The organism is Sporosarcina sp. Y352, from assembly GCF_056786535.1.
The window spans coordinates 235,878-257,827 of sequence record NZ_JBXCJE010000003.1 but is presented as its reverse complement, the minus strand read 5'-3'; the positions used below and the strand labels follow the sequence as shown (position 1 = coordinate 257,827).

The 21,950-nt window shown below is 41.9% G+C and carries 20 protein-coding genes; 19 read left to right on the top strand and 1 reads right to left on the bottom strand.

Annotation, left to right across the window (positions count from 1 at the left end):
- Positions 1 to 3: 3 nt before the first annotated feature.
- The 11 genes from pheA to AC1TO6_RS06710 all read left to right on the top strand — a co-directional run bounded on the left by pheA (position 4) and on the right by AC1TO6_RS06710 (position 10,673).
- A complete protein-coding gene (gene pheA / locus AC1TO6_RS06760) occupies positions 4 to 894 on the top strand; it encodes a prephenate dehydratase (protein ID WP_482100843.1) in 891 nt (296 codons plus the stop codon).
- A gap of 307 nt (positions 895 to 1,201) precedes the next feature.
- Entirely contained in the window at positions 1,202 to 2,524 is a 1,323-nt protein-coding gene (locus tag AC1TO6_RS06755) for a LysM peptidoglycan-binding domain-containing protein (protein WP_482100842.1), read from the top strand.
- Complete coding sequence (locus AC1TO6_RS06750) at positions 2,511 to 3,401, top strand: phosphotransferase (protein ID WP_482100841.1); 891 nt, start codon at positions 2,511 to 2,513, stop codon at positions 3,399 to 3,401. The genes AC1TO6_RS06755 and AC1TO6_RS06750 overlap by 14 nt, the downstream gene beginning before the upstream one ends.
- 13 nt (positions 3,402 to 3,414) lie before the next feature.
- A complete protein-coding gene (locus AC1TO6_RS06745) occupies positions 3,415 to 4,143 on the top strand; it encodes a YebC/PmpR family DNA-binding transcriptional regulator (RefSeq protein WP_482100840.1) in 729 nt (242 codons plus the stop codon).
- A gap of 150 nt (positions 4,144 to 4,293) precedes the next feature.
- Positions 4,294 to 5,529 (top strand): ATP-binding protein, encoded by a 1,236-nt coding sequence (locus tag AC1TO6_RS06740; RefSeq protein ID WP_482100839.1) that lies wholly within the window; start codon positions 4,294 to 4,296, stop codon positions 5,527 to 5,529.
- Positions 5,530 to 5,705: 176 nt separating this feature from the next.
- The gene (gene ruvA, locus AC1TO6_RS06735; RefSeq protein WP_482100838.1) at positions 5,706 to 6,311 is read left to right on the top strand and encodes a Holliday junction branch migration protein RuvA; all 606 of its coding nucleotides are present in this window, start codon (positions 5,706 to 5,708) and stop codon (positions 6,309 to 6,311) included.
- A 32-nt stretch (positions 6,312 to 6,343) separates the two neighbouring features.
- Complete coding sequence (ruvB, locus tag AC1TO6_RS06730) at positions 6,344 to 7,354, top strand: Holliday junction branch migration DNA helicase RuvB (protein WP_482100837.1); 1,011 nt, start codon at positions 6,344 to 6,346, stop codon at positions 7,352 to 7,354.
- Between the two features lie 28 nt (positions 7,355 to 7,382).
- Positions 7,383 to 8,432: a tRNA preQ1(34) S-adenosylmethionine ribosyltransferase-isomerase QueA gene (gene queA / locus AC1TO6_RS06725; RefSeq protein ID WP_482100836.1), complete on the top strand. Its 1,050-nt coding sequence runs from the start codon at positions 7,383 to 7,385 to the stop codon at positions 8,430 to 8,432.
- A 1-nt stretch (position 8,433) separates the two neighbouring features.
- Complete coding sequence (gene tgt, locus AC1TO6_RS06720) at positions 8,434 to 9,573, top strand: tRNA guanosine(34) transglycosylase Tgt (protein WP_482100835.1); 1,140 nt, start codon at positions 8,434 to 8,436, stop codon at positions 9,571 to 9,573.
- A gap of 40 nt (positions 9,574 to 9,613) precedes the next feature.
- On the top strand, positions 9,614 to 9,880 hold the full coding sequence (gene yajC / locus AC1TO6_RS06715; protein ID WP_482100834.1) for a preprotein translocase subunit YajC: 267 nt from the start codon (positions 9,614 to 9,616) through the stop codon (positions 9,878 to 9,880).
- Positions 9,881 to 10,031: 151 nt separating this feature from the next.
- Positions 10,032 to 10,673, top strand: coding sequence for a DUF421 domain-containing protein (locus AC1TO6_RS06710; RefSeq protein ID WP_482100833.1), 642 nt, complete (start codon positions 10,032 to 10,034; stop codon positions 10,671 to 10,673).
- Here the strand turns inward: AC1TO6_RS06710 and AC1TO6_RS06705 are convergent.
- The gene (locus AC1TO6_RS06705) at positions 10,667 to 12,214 is read right to left on the bottom strand and encodes a putative polysaccharide biosynthesis protein (protein WP_482100832.1); all 1,548 of its coding nucleotides are present in this window, start codon (positions 12,212 to 12,214) and stop codon (positions 10,667 to 10,669) included. The genes AC1TO6_RS06710 and AC1TO6_RS06705 overlap by 7 nt on opposite strands.
- A 285-nt stretch (positions 12,215 to 12,499) precedes the next feature.
- Here AC1TO6_RS06705 and AC1TO6_RS06700 point away from each other — a divergent pair, with 285 nt between their 5' ends.
- The 8 genes from AC1TO6_RS06700 to dtd all read left to right on the top strand — a co-directional run bounded on the left by AC1TO6_RS06700 (position 12,500) and on the right by dtd (position 21,844).
- Positions 12,500 to 12,637 carry a hypothetical protein gene (locus tag AC1TO6_RS06700; protein ID WP_482100831.1) on the top strand — a complete coding sequence of 46 codons (138 nt, stop codon included), beginning with the start codon at positions 12,500 to 12,502 and terminating at the stop codon, positions 12,635 to 12,637.
- 241 nt (positions 12,638 to 12,878) lie between these two features.
- A complete protein-coding gene (locus tag AC1TO6_RS06695) occupies positions 12,879 to 13,199 on the top strand; it encodes a post-transcriptional regulator (RefSeq protein ID WP_482100830.1) in 321 nt (106 codons plus the stop codon).
- Positions 13,200 to 13,377: 178 nt separating this feature from the next.
- Positions 13,378 to 15,648, top strand: a complete 2,271-nt coding sequence (secDF, locus tag AC1TO6_RS06690; protein ID WP_482100829.1) for a protein translocase subunit SecDF — start codon at positions 13,378 to 13,380, stop codon at positions 15,646 to 15,648.
- A gap of 96 nt (positions 15,649 to 15,744) precedes the next feature.
- Complete coding sequence (locus tag AC1TO6_RS06685; protein WP_482100828.1) at positions 15,745 to 16,077, top strand: LapA family protein; 333 nt, start codon at positions 15,745 to 15,747, stop codon at positions 16,075 to 16,077.
- A gap of 128 nt (positions 16,078 to 16,205) precedes the next feature.
- Entirely contained in the window at positions 16,206 to 18,545 is a 2,340-nt protein-coding gene (gene recJ / locus AC1TO6_RS06680) for a single-stranded-DNA-specific exonuclease RecJ (protein ID WP_482100827.1), read from the top strand.
- Positions 18,545 to 19,057, top strand: coding sequence for an adenine phosphoribosyltransferase (locus AC1TO6_RS06675; RefSeq protein WP_482100826.1), 513 nt, complete (start codon positions 18,545 to 18,547; stop codon positions 19,055 to 19,057). The genes recJ and AC1TO6_RS06675 overlap by 1 nt, the downstream gene beginning before the upstream one ends.
- Before the next feature lie 131 nt (positions 19,058 to 19,188).
- On the top strand, positions 19,189 to 21,387 hold the full coding sequence (locus AC1TO6_RS06670; RefSeq protein ID WP_482100825.1) for a RelA/SpoT family protein: 2,199 nt from the start codon (positions 19,189 to 19,191) through the stop codon (positions 21,385 to 21,387).
- A gap of 16 nt (positions 21,388 to 21,403) precedes the next feature.
- Positions 21,404 to 21,844, top strand: a complete 441-nt coding sequence (gene dtd / locus AC1TO6_RS06665) for a D-aminoacyl-tRNA deacylase (protein ID WP_482100824.1) — start codon at positions 21,404 to 21,406, stop codon at positions 21,842 to 21,844.
- The last annotated feature ends 106 nt before the right edge of the window (positions 21,845 to 21,950 follow it).

Here is a 21,950-nt window from a genome sequence, read left to right as displayed (position 1 = left end):
AGGATGGAAAATGGAAAATATACACCAAGTGTTGCCTATTTAGGGCCAGAAGCATCATTCACACATGTTGCAGCAAACAATCTATTTGGATCGTCGGGACTGATTCCGTTTCCGACGATACCGGATTGCATTGAAGCAGTGGTGGAAGGGCGTGTTGCCTATGCGCTTGTCCCGCTTGAAAACGCATTGGAAGGGTCCGTACCGATGACGATTGACTATTTGTTTCATGGCAAAGATCTCTTCATCAATGCCGAAACATCAATTGCAGTTAAACAGCATCTCATGGTTAATAAAGCTCAAATTCCATTTATTAATGAACTGGAATCCATTAATTCTCATCCTCATGCTCTTGCTCAATGTCATAAGTACTTACAATATCATTACCGCCGTGTCCCGTTGATCCAGACAACGTCAACAGCAGCTGCCGCCAAATATATTTCCGAGAACCCGGGAGAAAAAATCGCTGCAATCGGAAACGAGTTATCAGCCGAAAAATACGGTCTACATATCGCAGAAGAAAATATACATGATTTTCATTTTAATCATACACGGTTTGTCATAGTATCATTGCGAAAAGGTTTATTGGAAATGGAAGGCCATTCCGAAAAAATTAAAACAACATTAATGGTGAAACTGCCTGAAGATGATCGTTCAGGGGTACTACATCAGGTACTATCCGTTTTTGCATGGCGCAGGCTCAATTTGAGTAAAATTGAATCAAGGCCGATGAAGACAGGGCTTGGAAACTATTTCTTTATCATTGATGTAATGGAATCTGATGAACATCCAATGATGAAGGGCGCGTTGGAAGAACTTGCTGCACTAAACTGTTCTGTCAATTCGTTCGGATCTTATTATACATACGACCAACTGCCGACACGTCATTTAAAATGACAGTGCCGGTTTTTTGTTTTCAAGCCTTATGCCTGTCGCATCTACCCAGGACGTTTCCGCTTTTCATGATGTCTAGCTTCAACGTCCAGATGCCCGGGTCATAAGTCGGTCTGACTTTGCGGAAAAGACACCGCTCCGCCATTCCGCCTTATGCCTGTCGCATCTACCGGGACGTTTCAGCTTTTCATTTGAATAAACAACCCATTCCAGCATATACATGGTTAGAGAGGACATCTCGTCTAAAATGAGCGTCACACAGACGGGCGTCCGTTCATACGATGAGTTGATGGAAGGGGGAATTTTTTAAGTGGAAGTCCATATTGTGGTAAAAGGGGATACGCTGTGGAAGATAGCGCGTCAATACAGTATCCCGTTCGAAGATTTAAAGCGGGTGAATGCGCATCTCGCCAATCCGGATTATATTGTGCCTGGGATGAAAATATTCCTACCCAAAAAACACCATAATGCAGGACAGCAAGGAACTAAAGGTGATAAAACAGAACATGTTAAGCAACCTGAAAAAGGGAAGGGGCAAGTGCCTCCGCCACCAAAAAAAGAAGTAAAGCCGGCGCCGCCAGCACCCGTACCGTTGCCGAAAGCACCAACTCCGGTACCCATACCGATAACATTACCTCCAACGCAAATGGAATCGCCGTTAATAGCGCCACCAGCGCCACCAGTTCAAATGCCGGCACCTACTCCAGTACCGATGCCAATGCCGACGCAAACGCAAACGCAGACGCAGACGCAAATGCAAATGCAGATGCCAATGCCAATGCCAATGCCAATGCCAATGCCAATGCCGGAGCAAATGCCAATGCCGATGCCGACGCAAATGCCGGCACAAATGCCAACGCAAATGCAGACACAGACACAAATGCAGATACAGATGCCGATGCCTGTACAGTCGTATCCGATGACTCCATGTATGCAGCCAATTATAGGAATTCCATGTGGCTGGATGCCAATCTATGATGCGGATTGTTATCCATTCATGCATTCGGGTCAAATTCAAGCAATGCAAAGTCCGGAGGTACCCATGCACCACGCTACTCCGCCAATGCAAATGCCACTACAATCTACACAGTTTCTGATGCCTGAACTGGAATCACCAATACTCCCTGTTCAGCAGCCTATAATGGACTTAGAAGAAAGTCCTCTTATTGAGGGATGGAAATTAATGGAATCGCCAGAGTTTATGACTACAGAATCACCCGGTTTTGTCATGCCGCACGTTTCTATGTACCCGGATGAACAGCCAGTTGCACCCGCATTAATGTTTGACGAATCACCAGAATTTGACCTACAGCCACCTGTTCCGTGTCCTCCTGAGCAAAGCTATATACCGCAGTTAATTTCACCAGCGGCTGAAACACAATGGAATCCTGCACAATTCGGTTATCCCATGCAACAGCCGAGTCCACCGCCTGGATGCGGATGTGGGTGCCCAGGATGTAATGAACAGCAACAGCACCATCATCACCACCAACAACAACAACCATGTCACCAGCCAATGATGCTTCCGTTATATTACGGGCAGCCATGTGGATGCCCTACATGCATGCAACAAGCACCGCATAGCGGAATGGCTCAGCCTTATAACGGACCGAACTGGTATGGAGCGTATTGAAAGGCCTATGGGGCCGGACGGGAAATTAGAAAAAATAAAAGATAATGTGTGGAAGTTGGAGAAAGACGGAAATCGATTTTCGGTGAAACGTTACCATTCCAGCTCCACTGCCATGAAAGTACATCGTATACATCAGGCACTCCGATCTGTATCGTTTCCACATGTTGTAGATGTTATTAAGCAAGAAAATCAGCTGACGTTTGTTCAACCTTGGTTGGATGGCGCTAAAGCAGTTAATTTTAAAAAAAGAGCAGATCGTACAGATTCGCTTGCTGCTCTTCATGCTCTTCATGAAACGAATGCACAACTCGACTGGCATGCCTCACCTTATTTACATCCGTACCCACTCATCGCGAAGTGGGAAGATCGGATAAGTCGATTCCGCGAAATTGGCGGAGCATGTGAGGCGTATATTGGAAAAGGCTATGTCGATGAAATCTTGTTTTATGCATTAAACGCGATTAGCTCAGTAAAGAAAACCTATAAAGACAACTTGGATGGAACGTTGCTACATGGGGATGTCGTCCATCATAATATTCTTCGCGATAGAAAAGGGAGTATTCGTTTTATCGATTTCGATTTGGCAAGCACTGGTCCAGCGGGTACTGAAATTGCCCTTTGGATACATCGTGTGCTTCCCCAAATCGGATATGATATTGATTTTTTATTTGATGAACAGCCTTCACTGCAAAAGCTCGATCATGCATCAAAGACGTTGCTTCTTTTTCCAAATGAACTGCTCCGCGAATGGCTACACTTCTTTTCCCTGACAGCGTCAGCTAGGGAGAGGCAAGCGAAACAGCTAATCCCTTTTACAAAATCCGCACTCTCTCATTGGCCGAAATTATGGTATGATATAGAGCGGATAAACATATAGGGGGTAATGTCAGGTGGCAGGGCATTCGAAGTGGAAAAACATACAAAATCGTAAAGGTGCACAAGATGCAAAACGCGGTAAGGTGTTTCAAAAGATGTCGAAAGAGATTTTTGTGGCGGCAAAAACAGGTGGTCCGGATGTGGATTCGAACGCAGCTCTTCGCCTGGCTATTGAAAAAGCAAAAAGCGTCAATGTTCCGAATGATGTCATTAAACGTGCGGTCGATAAAGCAAGTGGGTCAGGTGCAGACGAAAACTATGAAGAAGTCATCTATGAGGGATACGGCCCCGGTGGAGTGGCTGTTCTCGTTTACTGTTTAACAGAAAATCGTAATCGGACTGCTCCGAATGTTCGGGTAGGTTTCAGTAAAAATGGCGGTAATCTTGGTGAAGCGGGTTCAGTTGGTTACCTTTTTGTTCGCAAGGGACGTCTTTTCATTGAACGGACGAACAGCACTGATGAAGATGCCGTCATGATGGCTGCGCTTGAAGCTGGGGCTGATGATATCGATTCAACGGAAGATGGCTTTGAGATCATCACACAACCATCAGATTTTTTAACAGTAAAAGAAACACTTGAATCGGAAGGAATCAATTTTATTTCTGCAGAAATTGAGATGATACCTTCTATGTATACCGCTTTAAGCGGAGAAGATGAAGAACAGTTTGAAAAAATGCTAGAAGTCCTCGAAGATAACGACGACGTTCAAGACGTTTACCATAATGCAGAATTGAAAGATTAATTTTGATTCATAGTAATATCCATCCACTAAGCAAGATTGGTGGATGGATATTTTTTTTAGAGTGATTGAATTATATACACTAGCGTCGTTCCATAGTGTACAATTTCAATGAAGAATGTAAATTGATGAAAGTCAGGAAGGAAGTTTGGCTTGATAGAAACAATATTGTTAAATTTCTTGTTTTTACTATTTCCGGTTTTAACGGCCTTAATTTTCTTTGAAGATAAGTTAACGAATTCCAATAAATACATACTCGTTTCGCTATCGGCTGTTTCCCTTATATTATGCATGGCATTCCCTATTAAATTAGATCAAGGATACATCATAGATTTGAGATATATTCCGTTTATAATTGTAGCTCTTTACGGTGGGTATAAGATGGTTTTTCCACTATACCTCGTTTTAAATGCTTACCGGTTTATCATCGGCGGAGAGGGAATTTATCAATCACTCATTTTCTCCACTCTCATTTTTCTAGTGATTCCTTTATTGCATAGTTATTTCATACGTCAGTCCTCACATAAAAGAGTTTGTTGTGCAACAGTTACCGGTGTATCAGTATTTTCTTTTTATTTTTTTACATTAAGTTTTGTTTTCCCAAAGCTAACCGTTGAGTATTGGACATTAGTGCTCTTTTATATAACCACTCACCTCGTTGTGGTATTCATTATCGTGTCTATCGTCGAAAAAATTATTACTAATATTAAAAAGCGGGAATTGTATTTGCGTTCAGAAAGACTGAATGACATAAGTGATTTATCGGCTAGCATAGCCCACGAAATTAGAAATCCTTTAACTGTTACGAATGGCTTCTTGCAGCTGTTAAACGAATCGAAAACAATTACATCCAATGAAAGAGCGTATATAGACTTTTCTATAAAAGAATTGAATCGGGCAGAACAGATAGTTAGTGATTTTCTAATGTTTTCGAAACCACAAGGAGAAAGTATGGTTTTATCTGATTTTAGAAAAGAAGTTGAATACGTGGAAAACATTATGCATCCTTACGCCAAGATGAACCAAGTAGATATCCAAGTACATTTTACCAATACATTAAAAAGGAATTATGATTCAAATCAAATTCAACAATGCCTCATTAATTTATTCAAAAATGGGATTGAGTCGATGCAACAAAATGGGGGAACGCTTCAAGTCGATATATCGGAATACAAAAAGAATATACTGATCACTGTTAAAGACAGCGGAATTGGTATGTCGAAACAAGGAATTTCTCAATTGGGAATACCCTATTATTCTACAAAAGAAAAGGGGACAGGCCTAGGAATGCTAATGGTTTATAGTACAATTAGGCATTTGAATGGGGAAATCAAGGTGGAAAGCAGTGTCGGAAAAGGAACCACTTTTCTGATTACCATACCCGTATAACTTCATTGATTAAAAACGAGGTACTTGCTATGATATATGTAATCTGCTAAAAACGACTGTACAACCGGTGGCCGCCGAAAAAGCGGCCATCTTTTCTTTTGCAAAACGACTCCTGTTAAAGGTAGAAGGTGCGTTCGTATGGTATAATTGGTTAATATATATAGGGGGAGAGAAGTTTGTACGACTACATAAAAGGGCAGGTCACACGTGTGACTCCTGAACATATCACACTTGAACAAGGTGGAATTGGTTGGCTTATTGCAACGCCGAATCCATACGCTTTTCATAAAATTGAAGATATTCAGCAAGTGTTCACTTATTTGCATGTTCGTGAAGACATCCAACTGCTCCTTGGCTTCAAAACTCTTGAACAGCGGGAGTTATTTAAAAAGCTAATTACCGTTTCAGGTATCGGACCTAAAGGGGCCCTTGCAATACTCGCAAGCGGTATTCCATCACAAGTTATTGGTGCCATCGAACGTGAAGACGAGACTTTCCTAATTCAATTTCCCGGAGTGGGGAAAAAGACTGCTCGACAGATGATTCTAGATCTGAAAGGTAAATTGTATGATTTATTTAATGCAATGGACATGCCCGAGGATGATGTCACACTACTGACGATGGCGGAGAATGGAGCACTTGATGAAGCGTTACTCGCATTGGAAGCACTCGGTTACTCACAGCGCGAACTGACAAAAATAAAATCAAAATTAGAACAAGAAGAGCATGATACTGAGGGTTATATGAAGTTGGCACTTCGGTTACTTCTGAAACAGACTTAAATTTTTATCAATGAGAGAAAGGAGGGTGGACAATGGAGGAACGTGTTATTTCGGGAGAAGTATCGGATTTCGATGAGCGCTTTGAACAATCGCTCAGACCACAATTTCTAAGTCAGTATATCGGACAGGAAAAAGTGAAGGAAAATCTCAGTATTTTCATTGAAGCGGCAAGAGGCCGAAGCGAAAGTTTAGACCATGTCTTATTATATGGACCGCCTGGTTTAGGGAAAACGACGCTCGCAACCGTTATTGCCAATGAAATGGGCGTCAATATTCGAATGACTAGCGGACCTGCTATTGAACGCCCTGGTGATCTAGCGGCAGTCGTTTCATCCCTTGAGCCAGGGGATGTGCTATTCATCGATGAAATACATAGGTTGAATCGCGCGATTGAAGAGGTGCTATATCCCGCAATGGAAGACTTTTGTCTAGATATCGTTGTTGGGAAAGGGCCATCTGCACGGTCAATTAGGCTTGATTTGCCGCCATTCACTCTGATTGGTGCAACAACACGTGCCGGAGCATTGTCTGCGCCTTTGCGCGACAGATTTGGTGTTCCGCTCCGACTTGAGTATTATGATGTTGAACCACTTAAAGAAATCGTCATTCGTAGTGCAGGTCTATTTGAAGTTTCAATAGACGGTCTGGCAGCTGTTGAAATCGCCCGCAGGTCTCGCGGCACCCCGAGAATTGCGAACCGACTGTTGCGTCGTGTACGTGATTACGCACAAGTCAGGGGTAACGGTAGCATTACTTTAGATATGGCGAATGAAGCACTCGAAATGCTTCAGGTCGATTCCAGGGGGCTTGACCACATCGATCATAAGTTACTGGCAGGAATGATTGAGCGCTTCAGAGGGGGACCCGTAGGCATCGACACGATATCAGCAAGTATTGGTGAAGAATCCGTGACGATAGAGGATGTCTATGAACCGTATCTGCTGCAAATAGGTTTTATTCAGCGTACACCACGCGGACGTGTTGCAACTCGTCTTGCTTATGAACATTTCGGATATTCGATTCCGGAGCATCATGAATTTTAACTTACTTATAAAGGGAGAATATATGTAGATGGATGTAAATGAATTCGATTTCGAACTACCAGATAACTTGATAGCGCAAACACCGCTACTAGACCGTACAGCAAGCCGTCTGATGGTTCTCGACAGTGAAACTGGGGAAGTGGAGCATCGTCATTTCCGGGACCTTCTTGATGAACTCGAGGCTGGAGACATGCTCGTTCTGAATGACACGCGCGTACTGCCTGCAAGGCTAATGGGTGTTAAAGAAGAAACTGGAGCCATGATTGAAGTTTTACTCCTGAAACAAACAGGAGATGATGAGTGGGAAACACTTGTAAAACCCGCGAAACGTGTGAAGCTTGGAACAATTGTCACATTTGGTGACGGACGTTTAACTGCAACCTGCACTGGCGTTATGGAAACGGGCGGACGGGCATTTAAATTCCGTTACGAAGGGATTTTTTATGAAATTCTAGATGCCCTTGGCGAAATGCCTTTACCGCCTTATATTACCGAGAAGCTTGATGATCAGGCACGCTATCAAACGGTGTTTGCGAAAGAACGGGGATCCGCCGCGGCACCGACAGCAGGACTTCATTTCACGGATGAAATTCTGGATAGCATTAGGAATAAAGGAGTGAACATTGCATTCATCACACTGCATGTTGGTTTAGGCACATTCCGTCCTGTCAGTGCAGATACGATTGAGGAACATACAATGCATTCCGAATATTATCATGTGACCGAACAAGCAGCGGATGCCATTAACCAGGTAAAAGAGTCCGGAGGACGTGTCATAGCGGTCGGTACGACATCTGCTAGAACTTTGGAGACCATTGCATCAGCTAATCATGGTAAAATCGTATCTTCAAGTGGATGGACATCCATTTTTATTTTCCCGGGTTATCAATTCAGTATTCTAGATGGTCTTGTAACTAATTTCCATTTACCTAAGTCTACATTAATCATGCTAATTTCAGCTTTATCAACGAAGGACCATATACTTGCAGCATACAAACGAGCGGTTGCGGAGAAATATCGCTTCTTTAGCTTTGGAGATGCAATGTTCATCAAACCGTCACAAAGGAAGGAACTATAAAATGCCAGCAGTCACATATGAACATATAAAAACATGTAAACAGACCGGGGCTCGTCTTGGAATCGTCCATACACCGCACGGATCATTTGAAACACCAGCATTCATGCCCGTTGGTACGCAGGCAACCGTTAAGACCATGTCTCCTGAAGAACTGAAGGAAGTCGGAGCGGGTATTATTTTGAGTAACACATACCATCTATGGTTGCGTCCAGGGCAGGATATCGTGGAAGAAGCAGGGGGTCTACATAAGTTCATGAATTGGGATAGACCGATTCTAACTGATTCAGGCGGCTACCAAGTGTTTTCATTGAGCGAATTCCGCAAGATTAAAGAAGAAGGCGTCCATTTTAGACACCATTTAAATGGCAGCAAACTCTTCCTAAGTCCCGAAAAAGCAATGGAAATCCAAAATTCACTAGGCGCAGATATCATGATGGCATTCGATGAATGTCCGCCATTCCCTGCTACGCGTGAATATATGAAAGCAAGCGTTGAACGAACGTCCAGATGGGCTGAAAGGTGTCTAGGGGCACATGCACGTCCAAATGATCAGGCACTGTTCGGAATTGTGCAAGGAGGCGAATTTGAGGATCTGCGCGCGCAAAGTGCAAAGGACCTTGTGTCACTTGATTTTCCAGGTTATGCGATCGGCGGACTTTCCGTTGGCGAGCCGAAGGATATCATGAACCGTATTCTGGAACACACGACACCTCTTCTGCCATCGGACAAGCCACGTTACCTGATGGGTGTAGGTTCTCCTGATTCACTCATTGACGGCGCAATCCGCGGTATTGATATGTTCGACTGTGTTCTACCAACACGCATAGCGCGAAATGGTACGCTCATGACGAGTGAAGGGCGTTTGAACATCCGCAATGCGAAATTTGAAAGGGATTTCCGTCCACTTGATGAAAATTGCAGCTGTCATGTATGTAAAACCTACAGTCGGGCTTATATTAGGCATCTGATCAGAGCAGATGAAACATTCGGTATCAGGCTGACTTCTTATCATAACCTTCATTTTCTTCTTAATTTAATGGAGCAAGTAAGGGAAGCAATTCGCCAAGATCGTCTCGGAGATTTCCGTGAAGAGTTTTTTGAAAGCTACGGATTTAATAAACCGAATGCAAAAAACTTTTAAATCTTGTATAATTAATCTTGATTGAAAGGGGGCTATTTATATGAGTGGAGGATTAGTACAATTATTACCATTCGTTGCGATGTTCGCAGTGATGTGGTTTTTGTTAATCAGACCAGCACAGAAGAAACAAAAAGCGACGAAACAAATGCAATCGGATTTGAAACGTGGAGATAAAGTCATCACAATTGGTGGAATTCACGGTACAATTGACGCTGTAGATGATTCATCGGTTTTCCTTAAAGTATCTGAAGGTACTACGTTGCAGTTCGACAGACAAGCAGTAGGTCGAGTAACGACTTCAATTTAATCACACTGAAGCTTAAGTGGTTTTTAAAAAAACAAAGAAGCGATTATTTGACGGGCATTTTCCCGTTCAGATAATCGCTTCTTTTTACATAGTTTTCATGTATATTTGTACGAGCATAAAGGGCAAACTGTCTTAAAAAGGGAGGATCTTTATGTCTGAATTTATGACCATCGTTTTTCGAACGGTGTTCCTTTATATACTCATTTTGATCATCTTGCGTATCATGGGAAAAAGGGAAGTCGGCGAGTTAGGCGTTATCGACGTAGTTGTCTTCATAATAATGGCTGAAGTTGCAGCAGTTGCGCTAGAATCCCCCGATGCAAAACTGAGTCACTCCATTCTACCCATGATTGTACTTTTAATTATTCAACTTGTATCTTCTTATTTTTCATTGAAAAGTAAGAGATTCAGAGACATTGTTGATGGTGAACCGACACTTATTATTAGACATGGGCAAATATTGGAACAGGAAATGAGGAAACAACGTTACAATCTTGATGATTTGTTTCAGCAACTTCGCGAGCAGCAAATTGGTTCTATTCATGAGGTTTCGTTTGCTTATTTAGAGCCGTCGGGGAATCTGTCTGTGTTTGTACATGACGATATCCAACCAGTACTTTCCCTCATTTCTGATGGTGTTATTCAGTCAAGACATTTAGAGCTTATCGGAAAAACAGATGAATGGCTTTTAAAGGGACTTAAGCAGCTCGGTGTGAATGAAGTAAATAAAATCTTTTACTGTTCATATGAACAAGAGCAACTGAAGTTTCAACTAAAAGATAAGTATCAATAACTTTTCAATAGTCTCTTGAATAAGAACAAATCGCTCTTCTTAACTTGGCCCGTTAAAATTAGAATTACTAATAAAAAGAGGGTGGTAATTGCGCATTCCATTATTAAACCAAAGTCCCCAATCGGAATAAAGATTGGACGCATAATGCAAGTCATGATGAATGAAGCATACGGCAGAGCAAACATAGTGAAACCGGTAGCAGTTGATTTGTTTTTACGTAGCGTCGCGATATGTAGAAATGAAGTGATTAGTACACCGAATCCTATGGCAAGGACAGCTCCTGTTACCTGTAACCCGGGCTGGGAAGCAAGAATGAACATGACTCCCAGTTTCGCAATGCCGCCGTATACGGAGTTCATCATTCCTGCTTTGGCATCCCCGGTCGCTTGTAAAATAGAGTAAAGAGGCCCTTGAATATAATAAAAGAAAAAAACTGGAGCTAGAAGAGCCATATAGGATGCCCCTTGGGTAACATGGAACAGCTTTACGGCCATCTCCTCTCCATGTATGAAAAATACTGCGGCTGCAACAGTACCTGTCAAGGCGGATAAGCGGAGTGACAGATGAATCCGTTCTTTCAACTTGCTCGTATTACCCGATGCAACTGCTCCGCTGACAGCAGGTACCAGAACGACCGATAATGCATACGGAATGAAGGCGGGGAAAAGGAGTAACGGAACAAGAACGCCTGATACTATTCCATATAGTGAAGTTGCGGCTATGACGGTAACTCCTGAAAAAGAAAGAGCACGAAGAAAAATAATAGGCTCAAGAAACCAAGTGAACGTCCCAAATAACCGGCTGCCAGATGAAGGCAGGGCAATGGCTAGAAGGGGTTCCATTGGATAGCGTTTTACTTTCCCAGTCTGTTTTGGACCCCGTTTTTGTTGTTGTCTGTATTTAAACAGTAAATACAAGACAGAAAGGACTTCCGCCAATAACGTAATTCCCATTGCATAGGCAGCATTCATCGCCGTATTATCAGATGAAAGCAGCTGCGGCAATAGTCCTGTAATTAGGACGATACGGCATAATTGTTCGATAATTTGCGACCAGGCTGTTTCCTCAATCCGTGCGATTCCTTGGAAATAGCCGCGGATTAAGCCGCCAATTGCTGCAATGGGAACAATGGCAATTCCAACATATAATGTCATTGAAGAAGCAGAATTACCGAGAAGTGTCTCCGATAGATAAGGTACAAATAAGATGGAAGCTGGAATGAAAACAGTCCCCGTCAAAATTGTGATGAGGGAAGCGGTTTTCATTACGGAAGCGATTTTTATGGATTGCCCTTTCGCTTCAAGCTCGGCGATTACTTTTGCTATGGCAATCGGCACACCTAACTGGACGAGCGATAGAAAGAAGATGAAAGCGGGGTAAGCTGTCATGTAAACACCCACGGCCTCTTCACCGGCAATCCGCATAAATTGGATCCGGAAAACAAATCCTAAAAGCTTAGTTAGAAATACGGCAACCATCAGAACGACAGTTCCACGGATGAATGAAGACAATGTAAGCAACTCCTTCTTAATTCCAGTCATTTCGTATACCTCAAACATATGTAGAAATCCATCCATTAAATACTGTCATATCAATGTTTTTATGCTGTAAAATAATATACATATTAGATTAAAGATTCAGCAAGCTACCATCCCTGTCGCTAACCTACTTATATGCGTAAACTGAAGGACATATTTTCATTGACTCGTTGCAAAGTGAACCGATTGAAATATTGATCGAACGAAAAAAGATTATTGACGTTGTATGAATACTTTTCTAGAAGCAGGAAATAGTAACAAAAGTAGATACAGATTGGAGGGATTAAGATGAAGCAAAAACAAAATTTTGCACTAATGTCAGTTATTTTATCAGCAGGGCTTTTGTTCGGCTGCAACGGTGTGGATGAAGATGAGCCGGACCCATCTGAAGAACCTACAGAGCAACAAGAAGACAATAGTCAATAATTATCGTTTTCTAAAAGAGAATTCATGTAAAAACATCGTTCAAAACAGGACGGTGTTTTTATTTTATTTTTTAAATCTAACTTACTAACGAAAACGCGTGTATATATAGGTACAATGAGTTAGAATATAGAAGATAAAACCCCTAAAGAAGGCGTTCAAAAATCGTTAAAACGGTATATCATACACTAAACGTATGCGGAAATATACATCCTTACGACTACCCAGGAGAGGAATGGGGAATATGACCACACAATTCAGACAACTATTTGATCACATGCTACCTGCAATAGATAGTAAAAAGACTGAGTTTCATCTCTATGGGTACACGACAGTAACCGCTGCGGATATTTGGACGTTTTGTGTCAAAAAAAAATGGCGTAAGAATGATATAGAGAAAATGGGACTGCATGAAATTGCGAATGGGATCCTAAAAATCTCACCTGCTGAGTTTATGACGTATACTCAGATTGAAGAACAACGCGGTTCAAACTGGTTTTCAGATTTGAACAGTGACGAACTACAAATACTTCTTACACCACACAAATCGAAAAAGAAGTTATAATACTACTATTCGACCATTTGACACATGATTGGCCGTGTTTCATAATAGATATATTATATATTTAATTGGTTAGTCTACGGCGCCTAGTTGTTGCATAGGCGCTGTAGCTATTCTCGGAGTATGTACATAGGTAGAATGAGTACAGCTGCACTCCATATTTAGAGGGGGAAATGGGATTATGAAAAGAAGAGGACGGATCGTAGCCTTTCTATTATTAGTCGTCTTTTTTGGCTTGACGATTGGAACGACTACTAGTCCGATAGTGAAAGATGTAAAATTGGGCCTTGATTTACAGGGTGGTTTTGAAGTTCTTTATCAAGTTGAACCATTGAAGGAAGATGGGAAGCCAATAACTGAAGAAATGGTTAAAGATACTGCGAATGCGCTTTCGAACAGGATAGACGTACTCGGAGTTAGTGAACCAAGTATTCAAATTGAATCGAATAATCGTATTCGTGTTCAGCTTGCAGGGGTTGAAGATCAGGAATCTGCACGGGAACTCCTGTCAACGCAGGCGAATCTAACTTTCAGGGATGCGGATGACAATCTTCTTCTTGACGGTAACGACTTGAAGGAAGGAAAAGCCAAAGCGAACTTTGGGGAAACCAACAATCCAGTTGTTACGCTTGAAATGAAATCCCCGACTAAATTCGGTGAAGTCACGACGAAGATTGCACAGAAAAAGCCGGAAAATGTAATGGTAATTTGGCTCGATTTCGTAGAAGGTGAAGATTCTTTTAAAGAGGAAGTCACAAAAGAGAAACCTAAATTCGTATCTGCACCTTATGTAGCGAATCCAATAAATTCTTCAGACGTTGAAATATCTGGATCATTCACCGTGGAAGAAACGAAAAACCTTGCGGGAATTTTAAACGCAGGAGCATTGCCCGTACATCTAGAAGAGGTATATTCTACTTCGGTCGGTGCACAGTTCGGTGAACAGGCACTTAACAAGACGATTTACGCTGGAATTATTGGTATCTCACTTATCTTTATTTTCATGCTCGTCTATTACCGTTTGCCTGGTTTAGTGGCAGTTATTACATTAACGATTTATATTTTCATCATATTGCTTGTATTCACACTCATTAATGGTGTACTGACTTTGCCAGGAATTGCGGCACTTATGCTCGGGGTCGGAATGGCCGTAGATGCAAATATCTTAATGTATGAAAGAATACGTGAGGAATTGCGTGTTGGCAAATCCATCAAGACCTCGTTCATGGCGGGTGCAAAATCATCATTCTCAGCCATTCTTGATGCAAATATTACGACCATTATTGCAGCATTAGTCCTATTCTATCTTGGGACAAGCTCTGTAAAAGGTTTCGCGCTAATCCTTATCATCAGTATACTAACCAGCTTCTTAACAGCAGTATGGGGATCACGCATATTCTTAGGGCTATTAGTCAATAGTGGCGTATTTGATGGCAAACCAGCATTGTTCGGTATTTCGAAAAATAAGGTTCATGCACCTGAAGAACAAATTGAAACATTGGATCTTACGACGAAATTTGACCGATTCGATTTTGTCCAAACACGTAAAAAGTTTTATGCTATTTCTGCCGTATTGTTAATTAGCGGTGCAGTTGTGCTAGGTATTTTCAAGTTGAATCTTGGAATTGATTTCTCAAGTGGTACGCGCGTTGAAGTACTTGCTGACCACCCCTTGAAGACCGAAGAAATATCTTCGTATTTGGATGAAATCGGACACCCAACAGATGATATCGTCATTTCCGGTGATACAGGAAATATGGGTGTTATGCGTTACAAAGATGAGTTTAATCAAGAAGAAGTCAACAAGCTAAAAGTGGATCTTGCCGCCGAATTTGGTTCTGAACCGAATATCTCGACGGTTTCAGACACAGTCGGTAAGGAACTCGTGAAAAATGCAATAACATCGTTGCTTATTGCTATGCTTGGTATCGTCATTTACGTTGCATTTCGTTTCGAATGGCGTATGGGGGTCGCGACCATTATCGGTCTTTTCCATGATGTTTTCTTCATGGTAGCTGTGATCAGTATTTTGCGCCTAGAAGTCGACATCACCTTCATCGCCGCAGTGTTGACCATTGTCGGTTACTCCATCAATGACACGATTGTGACATTTGACAGGATCCGAGAAAATATCAACCACCGCGGACGCATCGATGATGTAGCAGAACTTGCGGATATCGTAAACAGATCATTGCGCCAGACGCTTGGACGTTCTGTTAATACGGTACTCACAGTCGTCTTTGTTGTAGTAGCACTTATGCTATTCGGTGCAGAATCGATTCGGACTTTCTCAATCGCACTTCTGATTGGATTGTTTGCAGGAACTTATTCTTCGATTTTCATCTCCGCTCAAATCTGGTTTGACCTGAAAAAGCGTGAAATGAGAAAAAAAGGCGCCATTAAAGTTGAGGATACAAAGAAAAAATGGGGCTCAGACGAACCTGTCGTATAAATAATACAAGGTAAAGTTTCAGATAATCATGAAACAGGGTATACACTCAACTGTATACCCTGTTTTTATATTTTTTTATGAAAGGAGAACTGTCCTATGAAGTTTCAATGGAACTTGCTTCTAGGTCTTTTATTTGCCATTATTATTGCCGTTTTTGCTGTTTTCAACGTAGATGCAGTTCCGGTTAATTATGTTTTTGGGGTCGCACAATGGCCACTCGTCCTTGTCATTCTTTGTTCAGCTCTCCTAGGTGCTGCGGTCAGCGGACTATTTGCGATGTTTCTCTCGTTTCAATCAACTCGACGCATTAAAGTCCTTCAGAAAGAAATGACTTTGAAAGAATTAACAATTGCAACACAACAGAACGAAATAGCAGAACTGCAAAAGTATACTGCACTGCCATCCAACAAGGAAATGGAGAATGGATAAAAAATCTGAAATTGGAGCATCATCCTGGTATCCTTACCTCGATAGATGCTCTTCTTTCTGTTTAAAATAGTCTTTTCTTTTAGAGTAGAAGCGCATCCGCTATAATGAAACTGAGGATGTGAGAGATTTTGATTGAATCAATGAAAAGGTGGAAAGTGGAACGGCCGGACGAAAAACAGGTAACTTCGTTGATGAATGATCTTGGTTTATCATCTGTCCAGGCAAAAATATTAGCTTCACGAGGATTAGGAAATTCAGAAGAAGCGAAAGCCTTTTTACATATGGATGCATCCAGTATGCACGATCCTTTCTTACTACACGATATGGACAAAGCAGTCTCGCTGATAAAAACAGCTATTGCTGCAAACAAAAAAATAGCAGTGTACGGGGATTATGACGCCGATGGTGTGACAAGTGTTACTGTTTTAACAACTGCATTGGAGCGGCTGAAGGCAGATGTGTTCTTTGCAATACCTGATCGCTTTGAACATGGTTACGGGCCAAATAAAGATTTATTCCTCGAGCTTTATGAAATAGGAGCTTCTCTAATTATTACGGTTGATAACGGGATTTCTGGAGTGGAAGAGATTGCCTATGCAAAATCGCTAGGCATAGACATTATTATTACGGATCACCACGAAATAGGTGAGGTGATGCCTGCAGCAGATGTAATCATTCATCCACGGCATCCCGATGGCGCATACCCGTTTGGCGAACTTGCAGGTGTTGGAGTAGCGTTTAAATTGGCATGTGCTTTACTCGGAGAAGTACCACAGGATTTAATTGAACTAGTCGCAATTGGTACAGTTGCAGACTTGGTTCCGCTTCACGGAGAAAACAGGTATTTTGTTAAAGAGGGTATCAGACAAATGCGTGTGTCAAAGCGTCCCGCAATCCAGGCGCTCACACGAGTTGCAGGCACTGAACAAGCAACACTTTCAGAGGAGTCAATTGGATTTATGATTGGACCCCGCCTGAATGCAGCAGGGCGTCTAGGAGATGCTTCTCCAGCAGTGGAACTATTGAAAACAGAAGATGCTGCAGTCGCTTCAGCATTAGCAAATGAACTCGATTCGCTCAACAAAGAACGACAAGCGATTGTTTCAGAAATAGCTGTTGAAGCAGAGGAAATGATTGTGAAGATGTACGGCGAGACAATGCCGCACGTATTCGTCATTTGCGGAGAAGGATGGAATTCAGGTGTTGTCGGGATTGTAGCTTCACGCTTGACGGAAAAGTATTATCGCCCTTCTATCGTCTTGTCTCTTGACACGGATTCAGGAATTGCGAAAGGATCTGCGAGAAGTATCGCGGGGTTTGACATGTTTGTAGAGCTCTCGAAAAATGCCCACCTTCTTCCTCATTTTGGAGGTCATCAAATGGCGGCCGGCATGTCTTTAGCTAGCAAAGATGTTGATACGCTACGCGAAAATCTCAACAAGCAAGCTGAGCTTGTGCTAACAGGAGAAATGCTTATTCCAGGAGTGCGAATCGATGTACCGCTTTCGCTAAGTGAAATCGATGTTAGTGTTCTAGAATCCTTGGAACTGCTTCGTCCATTTGGCATGGGATTTGAAAAACCTGTCTATATGCTTGAAGATTTAACTGCCAAAACGGTAAGGAAAATCGGAGCGGCAAAAAACCATATGAAACTTGAATTGGCCGAAAGTAATCTTTCACTGGATGCCATCGGATTTGGGCTCGGTCATATTGCCGATCAGCTGACGCCAGGCGTTAAACTATCGGTTACGGGTGATTTGCAGGTGAATGAATGGAATGGAAATAAAAAGCCACAACTATTAATCGGGGATATCAAATCTGATGAATGGCAATTATTCGACTTGCGCGGCGTGCGCGAAGCGGCTAGGTGGCTTCCTACTATTCCTCTCAAGGATACATTTTTTGCTGCATTCCATAAACAAACAGTGATTCATTTTCAGTCGTCGATGAAAGGGATACCAATTACTCTCCTCGGGCATGAAACGATTGAAAAGGCAGAGAATCTGGTATTACTTGATATTCCAGACGAAGCAATTCAGCTAGAAAACCTTATTGTTTCGGTCGATCCGGATCGAATCTATGCACATTTTCACGCGCCTGAATCTAGGTATTTTGATGGTTTACCAAGCCGTGAGCAATTTGGGTGGTATTACAGTTTTTTGAAAAAACGCGAGAAATTCGATATCGTAAATAATGGTGAACAGCTTACAAAACACAAAGCGTGGAAAAAAGATTCGGTTTATTTTATGTCAAAGGTGTTTTCTGAGCTAGGATTTGTTAAGATTGAGGATGGTTTTGCTTCCGTCATGGAGACGGTTGGCAAACGGGATTTGACCGATGCGCCATCTTACAAAGAGCGTGAGCGTCAGATTGAGCTAGAAAAAAGACTGCTGTTCGCGCCTTATTCGGAATTGAAAAAATGGTTCGATACTGTGCGAAATGGAACTGTCGACAGGGAGGAACAATAATGGATTTGAAAGAATATGTAACGATTGTACCGGACTATCCTAAAAAGGGAATTAGCTTTAAGGATATTTCAACAATCATGGATAATGGTCAGGCTTATAAATTCGCAACGGATGAAATCGTCAAATTTGCGAAAGAAGTCGAAACAGACATTATTGTCGGTCCTGAAGCACGGGGATTCATCATCGGTTGTCCAGTGGCTTATGCATTAGAAGTAGGCTTTGCGCCAGTTCGTAAACCTGGAAAGTTGCCTAGGGAAACGATTGAAGTCGAATATGATCTCGAATATGGAAAAGATATCTTAACGATACATAAAGACGCCATCAAACCTGGCCAACGTGTATTGATAGTTGACGATCTTCTTGCAACAGGCGGCACAGTTGGTGCAACTGTTGAGCTTGTTGAAAAGCTTGGAGGCGTCGTTGCAGGTTGTGCCTTTATCATAGAGTTATCTTATCTAGACGGCCGTGAAAGGCTACAAGGATATAATATGCGTTCTTTGATCACCTATTAAAAACAATCCTCCGCACGACTGGCGGGGGATTTTTTTATATCTTTATATCACAACCCTTTACATATGCATAGGTTTATACATACAATAGGAATACTATCATTTTTGCGGATAAGGTCGGAAGGGGTAATAATATGGCGAAAAATCGTGACATGACGGCGGAAGAAATATTCTCCCTCGTCGCCTCCTATATGAATGAAGAACACGTTTCGTTCGTCAAAAAGGCATATGAGGCAGCAAAGACTTCGCACGAGGGCCAGCATAGGAGTTCAGGTGAAGCGTATATTATTCATCCTGTTCAAGTTGCAGGTATTCTTGCCGAATTGCAAATGGACCCTTCGACAGTTGCAGCCGGATTTCTTCATGATGTTGTAGAAGATACAAATGTAAGCAGGGAAGATATTATTCGTGATTTTGGCGAAGAAGTAGCAATGCTTGTCGACGGTGTAACGAAACTCGAAAAATTACAATATAAATCTAAAGAAGAAAAACAAGCGGAAAACCACCGGAAGATGTTTGTAGCGATGGCACAAGATATTCGTGTCATTCTCATTAAGTTGGCGGACCGTCTTCATAATATGAGAACACTGAAACATGTACCTGAAGAAAAGCAGCGTCGGGTTGCGGCTGAAACTTTGGAAATATTTGCACCACTTGCGCATCGCCTTGGAATCTCAGCCATTAAGTGGGAATTGGAAGATACAGCATTGCGCTACTTAAATCCACAACAATATTATCGAATCGTCAATATGATGAAACGCAAACGCGTAGAACGAGAAAACTATTTAGCAAACGTAATGGAACAGGTTAAGTTGGAAATCGGAGAAATGGAAATTGATGCAGATTTATCGGGCCGTCCCAAGCATCTCTATTCCATCTACCGGAAGATGGTCGTTCAGAAGAAAGAATTTAACGAAATTTATGATCTGTTGGCAGTGAGAATTCTAGTTTCAAGTATTAAAGATTGTTACGCTGTGCTTGGTATTATCCATACGCTATGGAAACCCATGCCTGGGAGGTTCAAAGACTACATTGCGATGCCTAAGCAAAATTTATATCAGTCACTGCATACGACTGTTGTAGGTCCTGCAGGCGACCCGCTCGAAGTACAAATCCGGACCGAAGAGATGCATAAAATTGCCGAATTCGGTGTCGCTGCTCACTGGGCATATAAAGAAGGAAAATCGCTGACTGATCATCCAAGTGATATTGATTCGAAATTGACTTGGTTTAGAGAAATACTTGAATTTCAAAACGAATCTTCTAACGCCGAGGAATTCATGGAGTCGTTAAAATTCGATTTGTTCTCGGATATGGTTTATGTATTTACGCCTGATGGGGATGTAATAGAACTACCTGCAGGGTCAGTCCCGATTGATTTTGCTTATCGCGTCCATTCTGAAATTGGGAATCGGACAATTGGTGCGAAAGTTAACGGCAAAATGGTGCCTCTGGATGCTGAATTGTTTACGGGTGATATCATCGAGATTTTAACTTCGAAACAATCATTTGGACCAAGTCGTGATTGGTTAAAAATCGCAAATACCTCTCAAGCGAAAAATAAAATACGACAGTTTTTCAAAAAACAACTTCGGGAAGAAAATATCCTAAAAGGTCGGGAAATGATTGAAAAGGAAATTAAATCGCAAGAGTACGATTTAAAAGAAGTGCTTTCGATAGAAAATATAAAACGTACAATTGAGAAATTTAGTTTTACTTCTGAAGAGGACATGTATGGGGCCGTGGGATTCAACGGTATTACTGCTCAGCAAGTTGTCAATCGGCTAGCAGAAAAATTACGAAAAGTACGAGAACAACAAGACACAATAGATAAAATCGTTTCAGATATGAAAACACCACAACCTGAAAAAATGACTGAGTCAGGTGTTATTGTTAAAGGTATAGATAATTTACTGATCAGGCTTTCAAAGTGTTGTAACCCAGTACCGGGCGATGGAATTGTAGGCTTTATCACAAAAGGCCGAGGCGTTTCTGTTCACCGTGGTGACTGCCCAAATATCATTGTTGATGATAATGATAATGACCGAATTATCGATGTTGAATGGGCAGTTGGACCTTCTAACACAAGGAAAGAGTTTTTGGTTGATATCGAAGTGTCGGCATTTGATCGGCAAGGTCTGTTAAATGAGGTCATGATGGTTGTTGCTGATACGAAAACACCCATGGTAGCTGTGAGTGGCAAAGCAGACCGTGACAAGATCGCTCGAATTCATATGACGATTAAAATTACTGATATCACACATTTGCAAAGAATCGTAGATCGGATCAAACAAATTCGTGATATCTATTCCGTGCAACGTGTCATTAATTGATTGGAAGGTGTAATACATGAGAATCACGCTGCAGAGATCGGGTCCAGCCACTGTCCGTGTCAACGGTGAGACGACGGGTTCAATCGAAAAGGGTTATGTCCTCCTAGTAGGCGTAACCCATTCGGACACTGAACAGGACGCCGATTATCTGGCGAAGAAAATCGCAGAACTGCGTTTATGGGAAGACGGCGAAGGTAAGATGAATCATTCTATACTTGAAGTGGGCGGAGATATTCTATCGATATCCCAATTTACTTTGTTTGCGAATGTGAAAAAAGGACGCCGTCCAAGTTTTACTGATGCAGCAAGACCGGACCAGGCAAAACCGCTATGGGAATACTTTAATCGCAAAATAGCAGAAGAGGGTCTAGTCGTTCAGACAGGTGTATTTGGAGAAATGATGGATGTCGAACTTGTTAACAATGGTCCAGTAACGCTTATTATTGATTCGAAATAACATAGAAAAAGGACTTTCCTGGTTGAGGAAAGTCCTTTTTCTATGTTTAGTATTCTAATACATTTATAACATGTTGCATTTTACCATGCAGGTTTTTCATCAGTGT

Excerpts from the sequence above, each read along its gene's own strand:
- ruvB (WP_482100837.1), top strand. The coding sequence starts at position 6,344 with ATGGAGGAACGTGTTATTTCGGGAGAAGTATCGGATTTCGATGAGCGC.
- tgt (WP_482100835.1), top strand. The coding sequence starts at position 8,434 with ATGCCAGCAGTCACATATGAACATATAAAAACATGTAAACAGACCGGG.
- secDF (WP_482100829.1), top strand. The coding sequence starts at position 13,378 with ATGAAAAGAAGAGGACGGATCGTAGCCTTTCTATTATTAGTCGTCTTT.
- AC1TO6_RS06710 (WP_482100833.1), top strand. The coding sequence starts at position 10,032 with ATGTCTGAATTTATGACCATCGTTTTTCGAACGGTGTTCCTTTATATA.
- AC1TO6_RS06750 (WP_482100841.1), top strand. The coding sequence starts at position 2,511 with ATGGAGCGTATTGAAAGGCCTATGGGGCCGGACGGGAAATTAGAAAAA.
- yajC (WP_482100834.1), top strand. The coding sequence starts at position 9,614 with ATGAGTGGAGGATTAGTACAATTATTACCATTCGTTGCGATGTTCGCA.
- pheA (WP_482100843.1), top strand. The coding sequence starts at position 4 with ATGGAAAATGGAAAATATACACCAAGTGTTGCCTATTTAGGGCCAGAA.
- queA (WP_482100836.1), top strand. The coding sequence starts at position 7,383 with ATGGATGTAAATGAATTCGATTTCGAACTACCAGATAACTTGATAGCG.
- dtd (WP_482100824.1), top strand. The coding sequence starts at position 21,404 with ATGAGAATCACGCTGCAGAGATCGGGTCCAGCCACTGTCCGTGTCAAC.
- AC1TO6_RS06700 (WP_482100831.1), top strand. The coding sequence starts at position 12,500 with ATGAAGCAAAAACAAAATTTTGCACTAATGTCAGTTATTTTATCAGCA.
- AC1TO6_RS06705 (WP_482100832.1), bottom strand. The coding sequence starts at position 12,214 with ATGACTGGAATTAAGAAGGAGTTGCTTACATTGTCTTCATTCATCCGT.
- AC1TO6_RS06685 (WP_482100828.1), top strand. The coding sequence starts at position 15,745 with ATGAAGTTTCAATGGAACTTGCTTCTAGGTCTTTTATTTGCCATTATT.
- AC1TO6_RS06675 (WP_482100826.1), top strand. The coding sequence starts at position 18,545 with ATGGATTTGAAAGAATATGTAACGATTGTACCGGACTATCCTAAAAAG.
- AC1TO6_RS06695 (WP_482100830.1), top strand. The coding sequence starts at position 12,879 with ATGACCACACAATTCAGACAACTATTTGATCACATGCTACCTGCAATA.
- AC1TO6_RS06670 (WP_482100825.1), top strand. The coding sequence starts at position 19,189 with ATGGCGAAAAATCGTGACATGACGGCGGAAGAAATATTCTCCCTCGTC.